The organism is uncultured Pseudoalteromonas sp. (genome assembly GCF_963922945.1).
Classification (GTDB): domain Bacteria; phylum Pseudomonadota; class Gammaproteobacteria; order Enterobacterales; family Alteromonadaceae; genus Pseudoalteromonas.
Genome location: NZ_CAWUKC010000031.1, coordinates 1 through 15,276, shown reverse-complemented (window position 1 = coordinate 15,276; position 15,276 = coordinate 1). Strand labels below are relative to the sequence as shown.

Here is a 15,276-nt window from a genome sequence, read left to right as displayed (position 1 = left end):
ACGACGCTCGCATCATGAGGTCATTTGGGTATATAATCACGGGTCAATATTTAGCATTCTTGTTGTGTAAGCATTTTTTATTACACATAAACAGTAATTAGGATTTATCAGTGGCAAAACAAATTCAGGCAGTTCGCGGTATGAACGATTGTCTGCCGGGCGACACGCAAGTTTGGCAGAAAGTAGAAAACATTTTACGCGAGACAGTAGCATCGTTCGGTTATCAAGAAATTCGTTTTCCTATTGTAGAATCAACCGACTTATTTAAACGCTCTATTGGTGAAGTAACCGATATAGTAGAAAAAGAAATGTACACCTTTGCCGATCGTAACGGCGACATGCTAACCCTTCGCCCTGAAGGCACCGCTGTGTGTGTACGTGCAGGTAACCAAAATGGCTTACTGTACAACCAAGAGCAACGCCTGTGGTACATGGGCCCGATGTTTCGTCACGAGCGCCCGCAAAAAGGTCGCTACCGTCAGTTCCACCAATTTGGCCTAGAAACATTTGGCATTGCCACAGCCGATATAGACGCAGAGGTTATTTTACTTACCGCGCAATTATGGAAAGCATTTGGCATTAACGAACACGTTCGTTTAGAGCTTAACTCATTGGGCTCTAACGAAGCGCGTGCTGATTACCGCGATGCACTTGTAGCTTACCTTGAACAACATACCGATGTGCTTGATGAAGATTCAAAGCGCCGTATGTACTCAAACCCACTACGTGTACTTGATAGCAAAAACCCAGACGTGCAAGCAATTTTAGTAAATGCGCCTAAATTATCTGAGCATTTAGATGCTGAATCAAAAGAACATTTTGCAAATTTATGTGAACGTTTAGACGCAGCTGGCGTCAAATACACGGTGAATGAAAAGTTAGTACGTGGTTTAGACTACTATAACCGCACCGTGTTTGAGTGGGTAACAGATAGCCTTGGCGCACAAGGTACAGTATGTGCCGGCGGACGCTACGATGGCTTAGTTGAACAACTTGGTGGTAAAGCCACGCCTGCGGTAGGTTTTGCAATGGGTCTAGAGCGCTTAGTATTGCTCCTACAAGCCCTTGAATGTGTGGGTGACATTCGTCGTAATGCTGATGTATATTTAGCGGCAATGGGTAACAAAGCAAGCGTACACGCCCCTGCTATTGCAGCGCAACTGCGCAGCGACGTACCAGGTTTGCGCGTTATGGTGCATGCCGGCGGTGGTAACTTTAAAAAACAACTAAAACGTGCCGATAAAAGCGATGCACTCGTAGCCGTTATTATTGGCGAAGATGAATTAGAAAAAGGCGTTGTGACCATAAAATATTTACGCGAGCGTAAAGAGCAAGTCACACTAGAATTAGAACAAGCTAAAGCGCTATTAGCTGAGCTTATCAATAGCTAAGCTAACATAAGAGGTAGTAATGGACATTTATTCAACAGAAGAACAACAAGCAGAAGCCATTAAGCGCTTTTTTCGCGAAAACGGTATTTCACTTGCGCTAGGTGTAATTGTAGGTTTAGGTGGTTTATACGGCTGGAAAGCATATAACCAAAATCAGATCACAACAGCCGAGCAAGCATCTGACGAATATACAACACTTGTACAAAGTGACGATGTACTTGGCTCAGCCGATACATTCATTAAAAACAACCAAGATACAAGCTATGCAACTTTAGCCGCTTTTGTTGCGGCAAAAGACGCTGTTGATGCAAAAAAATTAGACTTAGCTAGCGAAAAACTAAGCTGGATTGTTACAAACGCCCAAAGCGAAGAGCTTAAAGCCATTGCCATTACGCGTTTAGCCCGCATTCAACTTGCGCAGAGTAAATTTGACGAAGCCCTAAGTACATTAAACTCGCCACTACCAGAGGCCTACAATGCCAATGTAGCTGAGCTTAAAGGCGATATTTACATAGCACAAGGTAATAAAGACCAAGCTCGCACTGCGTATCAAGCCGCTGCCGATGCAGGCGGTTTAACAACAAACCCTTTATTACAAATTAAATTAGACGACCTAGCAGTAACTAGCCCAGCGGCATAAGGTTTTAGGTATGAAAAAAATAACAACAGCAACTCTAGCACTGTGCATGGCAACGCTAATTGGTTGTTCATCAAGTGATGACGAAGACGAATTAGTACTTCCTGAAATTGTTAATCAATTTGAAACAGACGTAGTGTGGCAAGAGTCGGTTGGCAGCGGTGTAGAGCATTATTTCTCTCGTTTATCGCCAGCTGTATACAAAGATACTGTGTTTGTAGCCAGCCGCGAAGGCCAAGTTGAAGCTTTATCATTAACAACAGGCGATACACTGTGGGAAACCGATGTACGTGAAGACTTATCGTTTTGGCCATGGTCTGATAACGGTACAGCAAAATTATCAGGCGGTATATTACAAGCTTATGGTAAAATTTATATAGGCTCTGAGCACGGCTTTGTTATTGCTCTTGACCGCGAAACAGGTGAAGAAGTCTGGCGTAAAAATGTGCCAGGCGAAGCACTATCTAAGCCCGCTGCTGGCGATGGCTTAATTTTTGTTAATTTAGGCTCGGGTAAATTATTAGCGCTTCACCCAGATACTGGCGATGAACGTTGGAACTTTGAGCAAGAAGTTCCACCACTTACGTTACGTGGTCAAAGCTCACCGACCGTTGCAAACGGTGGTGTATTAATGGGCCTAGAAACAGGCAAATTAAGCGTACTAATTTCAGAAAGTGGCTACTCGGCATGGAGTGCAGAAATTGCCGTAGCTAAAGGCGCATCTGAGTTTGAGCGTTTGATTGATGTAGACACGCAACCACTTATTAGCGGCCCTTACGCTTATGCTATTGCTTATAACGGTAACCTAGCAGCGGTAGATATTCGCTCGGGTAATGTAGTATGGAAACGTGAATACAGCAGCTACCGCGAAATTGCGATGGATGCACAAACTATTTACGTAGTGGATAGCGAAGGCGTAATTTACGCATTAGATAAAAATTCAGGTATTGAACGTTGGAGCCAACCGGCTCTTCGTGGCTGGTACTTAACAGGCCCTGCCGTTGCAGGTAGCCACTTAGCTTTAGGCGACCAAGAAGGTAACCTACATTGGCTTAACAAAGACACTGGCGAGTTAGTATCTCGTGAAGAATTTGACAGCTCAGGCTTTTTTGTAGAGCCTGTTGTAGCCGACGACAAGCTAATTTTATACACCCGTGATGGTGAAGTTAGTGTGGTAACCCTACCTAACTAACTAGCTAACACTTAAAGGTTTTTTGTAAGGCTTCGCACTGCGAAGCCTTTTGTTGTTTTTTAAAGAGGTAGTTTATGCTTCCCGTGATCGCTCTTGTTGGGCGACCCAATGTGGGCAAATCCACATTATTTAACCGTTTAACACGTACTCGTGATGCACTCGTAGCCGATTTTCCAGGTTTAACACGAGATAGAAAATATGGCCAAGCTGATTACGATGGCTATGAATTTATCGTGGTAGACACGGGTGGTATTGATGGCACTGAAGAAGGCATCGAAACCGAAATGGCTGACCAGTCGCTACTTGCCATTGAAGAAGCCGATATTGTGCTGTTTTTGGTTGATGCCCGTGTAGGTATGACCGTTGCTGACCAAGCCATTGCTAATCACTTGCGCAAGCAGGAGAAAAAAAGCTTTGTTGTAGCCAACAAAACAGACGGAATAGATGCCGACTCAAATTGCGCTGAGTTTTACCAGCTATCACTAGGCGAAGTACACCACATTGCAGCGGCGCATGGCCGTGGTATTACACAGCTTCTAGAGCACACATTACAACCTGTAATTGCAGAGCTTGCCGCACTTGATGAAGATGTTGCCGATGAAGATGACGAGTTAATCGACCTTTATCAAGAAACGCAAGACGACGATACAGACCACCAAGCCTTTGCTGATAAACCCGTCAAATTAGCCATTATAGGTCGCCCTAACGTTGGTAAGTCTACACTTACAAACCGTATACTCGGTGAAGAACGTGTCATTGTATACGATATGCCAGGGACAACCCGTGACTCTATTTATATTCCGATGACCCGCAACGACAAAGAATATATTTTAATAGATACTGCAGGTGTTCGTAAGCGTAAAAAAGTAAGCGATGTCGTTGAAAAGTTCTCAGTCATTAAAACACTTCAAGCCATTGAAGATGCCAATGTTGTGCTACTTGTTGTTGATGCACGTGAAGGTATTTCTGATCAAGACTTAAGTTTATTAGGTTTTGCACTTAACTCAGGCCGCTCATTGGTTATTGCCGTGAACAAATGGGATGGGCTTGACGATTACGTTAAAGATCGTATTAAAACAGAGCTTGATCGCCGTTTAGGCTTTGTTGACTTTGCACGCTTACACTTTATATCTGCACTTCACGGTACAGGTGTTGGTCACTTATTCGAGTCGGTAGATGAAGCGTACGAGTCAGCAACTAAGCGTATTAGCACCGCAATGCTTCGCCGTATTATGGACATGGCACAAGCCGATCACCAGCCGCCACTTGTGCGTGGCCGCCGTGTTAAGCTTAAATACGCGCATGCCGGTGGTTATAATCCGCCACGTATCGTAATTCACGGTAACCAAGTTCACGATTTACCAGATAGCTACAAACGCTACCTGATGAACTACTACCGTAAAGCACTTAAAATTATGGGCACCCCAATCAAAATTGAATTTAGAGAAGGTGATAACCCATATGCGGGGCGTACCAATAAAGTAACGCTTTCGCAAAAGCGTAAAATACGTGCCTTTGCAAAAGAAAACCGTAATAAGTCTTAGAGCTGTAAGCTGTAAGCTGTAAAATAAACCTTGTAGAGTACGTCTCTACAAGGTTTTTTATGGCTCACTATAAATTTTATTTGGATTGCGATAAGAATGAAAAATGCGGCCCTCTGGCCGGGTGAGCAGTAATGGCATTTAAAAATGCCTCTAATGCTTTCATTTCTTCTGCGGTTAGTGATAACGGCTGTAAAATAGATGATGTTTCAGGAAAAAAAACATCATTCTTGTCCTTAGGTATCCTAACACCACCTGCATTATATAAATTGATGACGCCTTCCATACTTGCAAATAAACCATTGTGCATCCACGGTTTAGTATTCATTACCCCACGTAAACTAGGTGTTTTAAACTTACCTACATCATCAGGCATACCAGTGATATTAAATAACCCAAGATCTTCATACTCTCTTTTATAGTAAGTAAGGCCAATATTATGAAATTCATTATCTGAAAAAAGTGCGCCGGAGTGACAATTCATACATCGCGCTTTGGTTCTAAATAAGTGCATCCCCCACAACGCTTGATCACTTAATTGTTTAGCATAAAAAGTCTTTTTTTCTTCGTCTTCTTCCGCAATTGCATGCATAAAATAATCAAAGTCTGAATTACGCGAACGAATAGTCCGTTGAAAAGTAGCCAACGCTTTTGCTACATCACTAACCTCCACTATATCTTTGCCAAATACGTCATTGAATTTACTTTTATAGTTCGCGTTAATATTTAATCTTAGCGCTAACTCAAACAGCGAAAAATTCATTTCATTACTATCTTGTATCGGCATTAATGCTTGTTGCTCTAGTGAGCTTGCTCTGCCATCCCAAAATAAATTTTCCCATAGCGCTGCATTTTCAATGCTGGGTGCATTACGTTTTCCAAAACGACGATTGTGACCAAACGATACTTCACGACCATCTGCCCAGCCTAAGTCTCTATCGTGGCAACTCGCACACGCTATATGCTTAGATGAAGATAAAATAGGATCGTGAAATAGCGCTTCCCCTAGGCGCATTTTAGCCACTGAAAAAGGGTTTGATTTAGGAAATGTGATCTCTGGTAATAAACCAATCTCATTATGCGCAATACCGGGGTCTAAAAAAGGCTTTGGCCACTTATCGCTAGATTGAAGGTATTGCTCACGTAAAGACTCAAAGTTAACTGGCTGAGCACTTAAATTACATGCCCAGCCTATTAATATCGCTAAAAATAAATGAAAGGGTTTAAACATTACTTATTTTTTTCTAAGGAAAAAGTTTTGCCATCAGCTGCAACAAGCTTTTTAACTTCTTCAATATGTAATTCATTTATATCTAAACACATATCCTCGCGATTTTTTCTTGCAGACACTAACGCTGCTGGCTCAGAAATAAACTGTTCTATTTTAATTGCATGGGTGTCAGCGTCTGCGTTATAGCATAGCTGTGTAGCCGAAAGGGTTAATACAAGTATTGGTGCCATAATAATTTCCTCTTAATAATCTAAATTAATGCCTAACCAAAAGCGTCGTCCAAGCTCAACACCTGTTGTATAAGGGCTAACTTGATAAGTACGCTCGTTTAAAATATTTTCACCTTCAAAACTTAAAGTCATTGTGTAATCACGTGCTACTACTAACGAGTATTTAACGCTAGCGCTTAGTAACCAAAAACTTGGTCGCTTTTCTATTCGATACACGGGGTATTCTTTTCTGTTTGGTGCACAGCCATCGCAGATAGAGGTGGCTTCACTGACTGATTTTGTGGTGCCTGTTGCATAAACTACATCCTGCGCACCGTTAAAGCGCGCATAAGCAGACAGCTGCCAATTACCAAAATCGCCACCCCAGCTTAAGTTAGCAATTATTGGTCGGTTAAAATCTTGTTTTTCAAGCTCCATATCATGACGAGTAATTAAGTGATAAGTATCGTTCACACTTCGGCTGCTCAACTCATAATTATCAGATCTTAAATAAACTAGTTCATTATCATCATACGAAAAATTTAGGAAGTAATCGTTGCTATTAATATAAGTGCGTGTTTCACCATCGAATTGTTCAGCGCTTGTGGTATTACTTGCGTGCGATACATTAAACTCAATGTGTTGATTATCATATGTTGCCATCCATGAAAGGCTATAACGCTGATACTCACTACTGCCTGAGTTAGCCCCATATAATATTGCTTCACCTAGGTCATTGGTTCCTCTAACGCGATTTATGCTGTCTTGCTGATCACGATACAGCCACTTTAACTCAAGCGTTCCACCGAGCAGTTGATGTCGATAAGCTGCTGTGAGTTCATCACTAAACGGCGTTTCTAAATCATTATAAACATAGCGATAACCTGTGTTCGTAAGCGAAGCTTGCCACTGCTGAGGCCTATGCTGATAAATAGCCCTCACTTCACTGTGGGTGGGGAGCATCGCTTCATTTAATTTATAATTAATTGCATCACTTGCGTAATAGCGATTTGCACCAAGTACAATTTTGCCATCTCCTTCAAACAGCGAAACAGTGCCACGTAAACGTGGTGCTAAATTATGATTAGTAAAAAAGTCATTGTAATCGTACCTAAAGCCCAATGTTAACGAATAGTTTTGCCATTCAAGTTGGTTCTCAAGGTAAGCTGAAAACACATTTACTTGCGCCTCAGCTTTCGCTTTAGGCGTTACTTGGCGGCTTTGAAAATATTGCCCTGTTTGTTGAATATTACTTTGGTACAGTAAAAAGTCGTCATTGTTTTGCAAGTCAAGTGGTCGCCCTAGCTCTTCTTCAAGATCAGCGACAGAACTATATAGCTGTGTTTCTACGCAATCAAACTGATACCCTGCGCAATCAATCATTGGGGAGATAATTGACCCGTTATACACTATGGCATCTTCTAAACGCTCAAATACAGATGTTTGCTGCTCTAATGCATAACCTATTGAAAGACTATAATCACCGTCCAATACTTTTGCTAAAGGGATTTCAAAATCTTGTTTAACGCTTAGCGTTTCTTGGGTTTTCTTAATATCACCAAAACCACCTTCAAGACTGTTTATAGACCCGTCATATTCACCCCAGTTTTTACCTGCGGTATTTAACCAGGTATACCATGCTGAATTCGCATTTTTAGAGTTTTCACTGCTGCGCCAACTTAATTGTGAGTTAATATAACCCCAACTTCTATCCGCTTGCCAAGTAAGTACCGCATTTGTGCCACCACCTTCAATGGTATAATCGCTATTAAGCGCATTAACATCAAAATAGTTACCCTCGTAAGGTGCAAATAAATAACTCAGTGAAATATCATCATTCGGTGTCAAAGAATAATCAAACTTAATAAAACCATTGTAGTTTGTTTGTTCTTGTAACCTTAGCGCACCTAACTGCTCTAGGCTTTCTTGTGACTCTAAGTATTGAAACTGTGCCACAACACCGAGCTTATCGGTAACTGGCGCTGAGATATACGTACTAAAATCGCGTTTTTGGAACACCGCATTTTCTAAGGTGTCTGAGCCATCAAAATCAGGTGAGTAATAATTATGATACTCAACCCAATCATCCGCTGTTTGCCGGTAGCTTATCCCAAACGATAGTTTATCAAGCGCTTTACGGGTTTGTGCTTGTACTAAACCACCATTAAAGTTACCGTATTTAGCAGGAATATTACTATCGTAAACTTCTATACTTTCAATTAGGTCAAGGTTTAAAAACACTTCTTGGCTATGACCAGCAACATCTTGGAGTAAATTCCTATCGGTGTTCCCTGCAACATTGTTTAAGTTTGAGTTATTCGAAACGCCATCAATAAGATAAGCAGTGGCGCGACCATCAGCTCCTGCAATAGATACTTCAGCAGGTTTAATATTGCTTACTTGATCAGCCGTATACGCAGACTCTCCATATTGAACGCCGGGTAAAACACCAAGAAGATCATTTAAATTACCATTGCCAAAACGGTAATCTTTAATTAGTTTACGATCTAACGTATATACACCCTGAGCCCCCATAGAGATAGGGTTTAACTTTTCTCCCTTAACCTCTATTACCTCAATATTTTTAACACAATGAGAATCTTGGCCATCGCACGTTTCATAACGACTTTCGGTAATTTCTTTCTCATCACTTGTGGCTTGTTGTGCAAGAGTAGGCATCGTGAGCGCAAAGCTAACGATGCCTAAAGTCGAATTTATAAAGCTCATTACTGGCGTGTCTTATCTAATGGGTAAGCATCGGTTAGATCATCAACACCATCGTTATCGCTATCTAAGTCAAGTTCAATTGCAGACTCTGCGATCATTTGCTCACTGGCATACGGTAAGAAGAAGTTTGCTTTACCATCGTTATCTGTATCTACAGTGGCAATGCTCACACCCGTAAACGCATCAAACTGGCTTAGAGACTCAATCACAGAAGTCAAAATAGAGTCGTGCTCAACCACCCCAAGTGAACCTTTGTCTTTTAATTCAAGTGCACTATCAAATTGCCCGATAGCTAGGTATTGCTCAGCAAACTGTGGATAATATTGTAACTGTGTTTGTAGTGAGGCTTCGTCTAAACGCGTGATATTCCATTTCACTAAATCTGCCCATAAAGTTGTCGTCTCTTCATGAAGCTGCTGGTAATTATCAATTTTTCCGGCTTGTCTAAGCAATAACTTATAGTAGGATTCAAAGCGATAATCATCTTTTGTAGTGGTTGCTTCAAAATAGTCTTGCGTCACTGAAAACTGATATTCACTGCTTACCAACGACTCTATTTCTTTAATTAGTTCTACATATTCAGTGTAATGAGTCAACGCTGTAGCAAAGTCACAGCCATAAGCAAAAGCAGCAGCCAGTTTACCTGTATCTATTAATTTTTGCGTGATTTGACTGTCATCGTATGCTGTAATAAAGCTTTGTGCTTTTTCAACTAGCGGGCTTACTAATTCAGCTTGTCCTAATGAATAATGGTATTTAATCAGATCAATACTTGAATCAACAATCTCATCAGTGGTTACATCTGTGCCACTGATTTGCCCATATTTTTGCAGCGAAATTTCACGGCACACCGTTAAGGTTGATACGGCTTGATCGATGTATGTTTGCTCATCCGTAAAGTTGATTATTGTTGATAGCTGATCCAGTATAAGCTGACACCCCGTGGCGCCAGTAACAAATGCTTGTGTTGCTATATTTTGCGCTAAATATTCTTCAGTGCTTAAAACACTTAAACCCTCTGCAATGTATTTTGCTGCATCTGCGTAACGTCCTTGCTCAATCAAAATTGCAGAACCACCAGGGTTAGAGCTATTAAAAGATGTAATTGTTGTAAATAAATTTCTTAAATCACTCTCATCTTTTTGTGCAAGAATTAGCGCTAAACTTTCATCTGCATCTTCAATGCTACGAACATATGCAAATAAAAGTGCTTCCTCAGCATCTTCTTTAGCCCAATCATAGTAAAAACTATCCTTGTCAAACTTACTTAATAGTACTGTTTCAATATCTATTTCGGGATAAAGCGTGACCAAATGCTTGGCGTAGTCTACTAGTCCAAAAGGGTACTCGGTAAGGGTAACTTGCGCATATTCATCTGCTTCTCGGGGGTATGCATCATCGTAATTTACAACGCCATTTAAGGCTAATGCGTCTGCAATTGCATTTTTTGCGTCATCTATTTCATTTAAGGTTATATAGCTTTCTACAACATTAGTTAATGCTACAAGGCGTATACTGTAATATTTTTCCCCTTCATTGCCATTTCTGTCGTTCGACACATAGCTGTAACCTATTTTATTGGCAAATGTATATAGCCTATCCACCATATCTTTAGCATATTGAAAATCTTGCTCAGTACGGGTTTCAAGCCAAATATTAATTACATCTTCAACCGTGTTTCTAAATCCAAAAAATAATCTTAGCGCTTGAGTAGTCTGTTCCTCATCAAGTGCTGAGCTTAATAAGATATCTAGAATATTATAGCTTTGTAGTGCAAGCGTGGGCTCACCCGCGTTTAGGTATGACTCAGCTAAAGTATAGAAAAAATCTTGATCGTCTGCTGTAAATGCCGAAATACCTTTGGTCGCAATATAGGTAGAGTATAAGTTACTGGCCTCTAATCTAAGCTCATTCGCTCTTTCAAGTTTACCTAATAAAGTGTATTGATTTGCAACATTAACAAGTGCTAAAGCGCGTACCTCATCACGAATAATGCTATCTTGTGTAATTAAACGCTCTGTCTCGTTTTCTAACCCAGCCTCCGCGTACCCTATTGCCAAAGCTGAGTTTACTTCACCAATATTAATATCATTTTGTAATGTATTACTAAGCTGCTCCGAGCGCTTTAGATGTGACTGTTCTGACGCATAGTAATAATAAGCACGATCCGCATTAGTCGATAAATTAGCCGATATTTCGAGTGTTTTACTTACAGTACCACCATTTCCATCATCAACTGTTAGCTCAAAGCTATCAACCGCATTCGACAATGTAATTGGCGAATAAGTAATTTCACCCGTGTCTGAATTAAGCGTAAGATCACCATTAATGGCTTGTTTTGAAATTGTATATTTAAGTGTATCTGCATCGATATCTGTGGCAGCAACCGTTCCAACTTTTGTCTCGCCGCCACTAACCTGAACTTTATCTATACTAATAACAGGGTCATCATTCACTGCTAGCACGTTGATTGATACTGTTGTTGTTGCTGAGTCTTTGCCATCAGACACCATCACTTGAAACGCGTCAGCGCCGTTAAAGTTGCTATCCGGTAAATACGTTACCTCGCCGGTGCTGGTATTAACATTCACGCTACCATTACTCGCAGCATTCGCTAAAGAGTAACTAAGTTGATCATTGTTAGTGTCTGTTGCGCTTACAGTAAATGTCAGGCTCGAATCTTCATCCAAAGATGAAGAGTACGCTGCCTGAGAAAATTGTGGTGCGGAGTTTGACTCTGAACCTGAGCCGCCGCACCCACTTAGAATTAGTGTACTTATTGCTATAGATAAAAATTTTAATTTCATGTCAATTCCCTGTTAATTTCCAGCGAGATCTTAATGAAACTAATTATCATTTTCAATGCTTTTTGGTGATTTCCAATCATTTATTTACAAAGGTGTTATTTTTTAAATAAAGTTAACCACTTAACCAACAAATATTAAAATCATTATCCTTTCTAATCATGGGGTAGCTAGCTGTAGCGGTTGAATTTTAAGCTGCACATGTAGACTTATTACCGCACTGCTTATTTAGGTAATCTATTTTAAGGTATGTAAATCATGAGGGTAGTGAAGCGAATTTTTTTATTAGGTTGTGTTTATTAATTAACCTTTTGTACTCCAAATTTATACAGCCCTAAATGAGGGTTTTTAATATAGCCTGCGGAAAATTTGATTACCCAAAGTAACCAAGAGCTACATCTTTTTTCATAACGAGTTATATTTTATTAGCAGCACTTGCTTGCTTAAAATTAATACCAATTCACTTAATTAAGTGAGCTATTTTGAGGCTTGGTATTAAAGATTAAGTAATGCTAATTGCACCAGCCGCTCAACCGTGGTGGCTTGGGTATTTTTGGGCGCTTTGGGGGAGTATTTTGATTTTGGCGGCTCAATAGTTATAAACCCATGATTGGTGGCCATTTCGTGGGCTAATAGCTTTCGTTCTTTGGGGGTTAAATGGTTTTCGTGTATTTTTGCAAGCTCGCCGCTATCAAGCCATATGCCTGCACAACCTGGGCACTCGTCTATCTCAACCACTTTGAGTGGTGAGAAATACCGGCGCATCATCACTATGCTTGGGCATTTAGGGCACTTTACTCGCGATGATACATCGCCCTCGCCTTCAATGTAATTACTCAAATACTTAAGTAATACCTGACCATCCTTTAACTCTGGCGAGCTAAACTTAAAAATTTGGCTGTTATCAAAAAATACCCCGCCTTGTGCTGAGGTATAAACAGTAATACCGCCAATTAATAACGGTTCAAGCGAGGTGTTTGTGCGTGGGCATAACATTCTAAAATCCTTTTATTTTAATACTTAACTTACACTACTTTACTCAAGTGCTTTATGAATAAGCCCAACAAGCGGCGCTGGCAATGTAATATTACCTGCAAGTACAAACTCATGGGCTTCGTCTGACATTTTTTGCCATGTACGGCGAATAATACCTATCCATTTTTGCTCATCGTAATCAGGCTTGCTATTAGCAAACCCGAGCATGTAATACTCAATAAATACCAGGCTAGCTACGTCTTCTACTAATTGGCTGTCTGGATTACGTTTAATATTTTTTTTAGCAACCGCATCGTACACTCTGTTTTGCTCAGCCTCGCTGTACCCAGCTTGCTGCATAAGTGCAACAACACTACTTGCATGCAATATATAAAGCGCACTGCGCCACTGATGATAGCCTTGCTTGTTCATTGCAAAGTCACTACGCGGCGACTTCCAACGTTGTATATGCTGCCCACGCACTGCAATTTGCATAAGCTCGTCAGCATCGGGTTTAAAACGGCTAAGCATATCGCTCATACGCTGTGAGTATAAATACTCTTTAGGGACACTCTCCCCATTAAATTGCTCACTGTTTGGGTCTTGGTTGTTTGCTTCATCAATTAGGGCGATTACTTTATTAAACATGACGGTCATTTTTTATAATAAGTTTTAATCATTCTAAACGCTGATAAAACAATAAACTAGTGCGCCAATCAGTTATGCAGTGAAATTTGTTCAATCAAAAAGTAAAGCCTAGAGGTACAAATTATAAAAGTAAGCGCATTGATTAAGCTAACTTGGTACTATATTGAGCACATATTAAAATAAAAAAGCGCGACTAACTCGCCAATAACGGATGACTATGTTTAAAAAACGTATTTTAGCTATGTGCTTAGCAGCCACCTCGCTACCAAGCCTTGCCGACAGTAACAGCGATTTAAAAACCATTATTGATAACCACTGGCAAAACGCCAAAGCAGAAAAAATATTCTTTCGAACCGATCCAGACGGTTGGAAACCCAACGGCACATTACCCAATTGGAGCGAGCAAGCCATTGCAAAGCGCCAAGCTTATAACAACAGCGTACTAAAAAGCTTAGCGAGCATTGACCCAAAAACGCTCAACAACGAGCAGCTAATGAACTACCGCTTATTTAAATATGAGCGAGAAACCGAGCAGCAAAGCTACCTTTATCAAGATAAGTATTTTCCGGTAAATTTTTTAAGTGGCTGGCATACTTACTTTGCAGAAGCGCCCGCTAATATGGCTTTTTTAACAGCAGATGATTACAACGCATTTTTAATCAGCCTTGCCGACTACCCACGCTTTAATCAGCAAAATATTGATTTAATGAAAGAAGGTATAAAAACAGGCTTTACTCATTACTGCAAAACCTTTGAAAATTACAGCAAAAGCATTAGCGCGCACATAGTTAACAACCCCGAAAACAGCGCCCTTTTCGAGCCCTTTACCCGTATACCTAATACCTTTAGTGCCGCGCAAAAAGCAAGCTTACAACAAAAAGCACAAGCCGTAATTAAAGATAAAGTCATTCCTGCGTATCAGCATTTTTACGACTTTTTTAAAAACGACTACATGCCACATTGTAGAACGCAGCCGGGTATTGCAAGCGTTGAAGGCGGGCTTGATTACTACAAGTACACAGTTAATTACTACACCACAACAAACGCCACACCAAAGCAAATTCATGAGCTTGGCTTAAAAGAAGTGACGCGTATAAAAACGCAAATGCAAAATATTATTGATGAAGTTGGCTTTGATGGCACTTATAGTGAGTTTTTAGAATTTTTAGCAACCGATGAGCAATTTTACGCAAAAGACGCGCAAGACCTACTTGAAAAAACCGCTTTCATTACGCAAAAAATGTATGGCAAATTGCCCACTTACTTTAGCCACTTACCGCGTAACACCTTTACTATTAAGGGCTCAGCGAGTCGCGGGGCGTTTTATATGCCACCGGCCGACAATCGCTCGCCAGGTACTTACTTTTTAGCCTCAACACCTAAACTGCAGCCTTTATATAATTTAGAAGCACTCAGCCTGCACGAAGCCATACCTGGGCACCATTTACAAAACGCCATTGCTATGGAGTTAAATGTACCCGAATTTAGACGCACCCTTAGCCACTCTGCATTTGGCGAAGGTTGGGCACTTTACACAGAGCGCTTAGGTAAAGAAGCGGGTTTTTATCAAAGCCCATACAGCGACTTTGGTCGTTTAGGCTATGAAATGTGGCGTGCAGTGCGCTTAGTGGTTGATACCGGTATTCACGCCTTTGGTTGGAGCCGCCAAAGAGCGATTGATTACTTAGCCAGTCACACCGCTTTACCACAAAGCGCCGTGGAGGATCAGATAGATCGTTATATTTCATGGCCAGGCCAAGCGCTCTCTTACAAAATGGGCGAAATAAAAATACGAGAGCTTCGCGCAAAAGCCGAAAAAGAACTCGGCCCACAATTTGATATTCGCAGCTTTCACGACACTGTAATAGGCCAAGGCTCGCTCCCTATGGCAGTACTTGAAGACGTTATAAACGATTGGATA

The 15,276-nt window shown here is 40.8% G+C and carries 11 protein-coding genes; 5 read left to right on the top strand and 6 right to left on the bottom strand.

Going from position 1 to position 15,276, the window contains the following annotated elements; all coding sequences use genetic code 11:
• Positions 1–110: 110 nt before the first annotated feature.
• The 4 genes from hisS (at position 111) to der (ending at position 4,764) form a co-directional block, all read left to right on the top strand.
• On the top strand, positions 111–1,391 hold the full coding sequence (gene hisS, locus AABI99_RS08740) for a histidine--tRNA ligase (protein ID WP_338365277.1): 1,281 nt from the start codon (positions 111–113) through the stop codon (positions 1,389–1,391).
• Positions 1,392–1,410: 19 nt separating this feature from the next.
• Positions 1,411–2,031 (top strand): tetratricopeptide repeat protein, encoded by a 621-nt coding sequence (locus AABI99_RS08735; protein ID WP_338365276.1) that lies wholly within the window; start codon positions 1,411–1,413, stop codon positions 2,029–2,031.
• Positions 2,032–2,041: 10 nt separating this feature from the next.
• Positions 2,042–3,220 (top strand): outer membrane protein assembly factor BamB, encoded by a 1,179-nt coding sequence (bamB, locus tag AABI99_RS08730; protein ID WP_338365275.1) that lies wholly within the window; start codon positions 2,042–2,044, stop codon positions 3,218–3,220.
• 74 nt (positions 3,221–3,294) lie between these two features.
• Positions 3,295–4,764 (top strand): ribosome biogenesis GTPase Der, encoded by a 1,470-nt coding sequence (gene der, locus AABI99_RS08725; RefSeq protein ID WP_338365274.1) that lies wholly within the window; start codon positions 3,295–3,297, stop codon positions 4,762–4,764.
• A gap of 76 nt (positions 4,765–4,840) precedes the next feature.
• Here the strand turns inward: der and AABI99_RS08720 are convergent, their stop codons facing one another.
• The 6 genes from AABI99_RS08720 to AABI99_RS08695 form a co-directional block, all read right to left on the bottom strand.
• Entirely contained in the window at positions 4,841–5,992 is a 1,152-nt protein-coding gene (locus AABI99_RS08720) for a cytochrome c peroxidase (RefSeq protein WP_338365273.1), read from the bottom strand.
• Positions 5,992–6,222 carry a hypothetical protein gene (locus AABI99_RS08715; protein ID WP_338365272.1) on the bottom strand — a complete coding sequence of 77 codons (231 nt, stop codon included), beginning with the start codon at positions 6,220–6,222 and terminating at the stop codon, positions 5,992–5,994. Before AABI99_RS08715 ends, AABI99_RS08720 begins: the two co-directional genes overlap by 1 nt.
• 12 nt (positions 6,223–6,234) lie before the next feature.
• Positions 6,235–8,928: a TonB-dependent receptor plug domain-containing protein gene (locus AABI99_RS08710; protein WP_338365271.1), complete on the bottom strand. Its 2,694-nt coding sequence runs from the start codon at positions 8,926–8,928 to the stop codon at positions 6,235–6,237.
• On the bottom strand, positions 8,928–11,735 hold the full coding sequence (locus AABI99_RS08705; RefSeq protein ID WP_338365270.1) for a cadherin-like domain-containing protein: 2,808 nt from the start codon (positions 11,733–11,735) through the stop codon (positions 8,928–8,930). Before AABI99_RS08705 ends, AABI99_RS08710 begins: the two co-directional genes overlap by 1 nt.
• 492 nt (positions 11,736–12,227) lie before the next feature.
• Positions 12,228–12,728: a zf-TFIIB domain-containing protein gene (locus AABI99_RS08700; protein ID WP_338365268.1), complete on the bottom strand. Its 501-nt coding sequence runs from the start codon at positions 12,726–12,728 to the stop codon at positions 12,228–12,230.
• A 39-nt stretch (positions 12,729–12,767) separates the two neighbouring features.
• A complete protein-coding gene (locus AABI99_RS08695; RefSeq protein WP_338365267.1) occupies positions 12,768–13,355 on the bottom strand; it encodes a DUF4202 domain-containing protein in 588 nt (195 codons plus the stop codon).
• Positions 13,356–13,572: 217 nt separating this feature from the next.
• Between AABI99_RS08695 and AABI99_RS08690 the strand changes: the two genes are divergently transcribed.
• The coding region (locus tag AABI99_RS08690; protein ID WP_338365266.1) for a DUF885 domain-containing protein at positions 13,573–15,276 on the top strand (1,704 nt) is incomplete at its 3' end.

Excerpts from the sequence above, each read along its gene's own strand:
- AABI99_RS08700 (WP_338365268.1), bottom strand. The coding sequence starts at position 12,728 with ATGTTATGCCCACGCACAAACACCTCGCTTGAACCGTTATTAATTGGC.
- AABI99_RS08715 (WP_338365272.1), bottom strand. The coding sequence starts at position 6,222 with ATGGCACCAATACTTGTATTAACCCTTTCGGCTACACAGCTATGCTAT.
- bamB (WP_338365275.1), top strand. The coding sequence starts at position 2,042 with ATGAAAAAAATAACAACAGCAACTCTAGCACTGTGCATGGCAACGCTA.
- AABI99_RS08705 (WP_338365270.1), bottom strand. The coding sequence starts at position 11,735 with ATGAAATTAAAATTTTTATCTATAGCAATAAGTACACTAATTCTAAGT.
- AABI99_RS08695 (WP_338365267.1), bottom strand. The coding sequence starts at position 13,355 with ATGTTTAATAAAGTAATCGCCCTAATTGATGAAGCAAACAACCAAGAC.
- AABI99_RS08710 (WP_338365271.1), bottom strand. The coding sequence starts at position 8,928 with ATGAGCTTTATAAATTCGACTTTAGGCATCGTTAGCTTTGCGCTCACG.
- AABI99_RS08720 (WP_338365273.1), bottom strand. The coding sequence starts at position 5,992 with ATGTTTAAACCCTTTCATTTATTTTTAGCGATATTAATAGGCTGGGCA.
- der (WP_338365274.1), top strand. The coding sequence starts at position 3,295 with ATGCTTCCCGTGATCGCTCTTGTTGGGCGACCCAATGTGGGCAAATCC.
- AABI99_RS08735 (WP_338365276.1), top strand. The coding sequence starts at position 1,411 with ATGGACATTTATTCAACAGAAGAACAACAAGCAGAAGCCATTAAGCGC.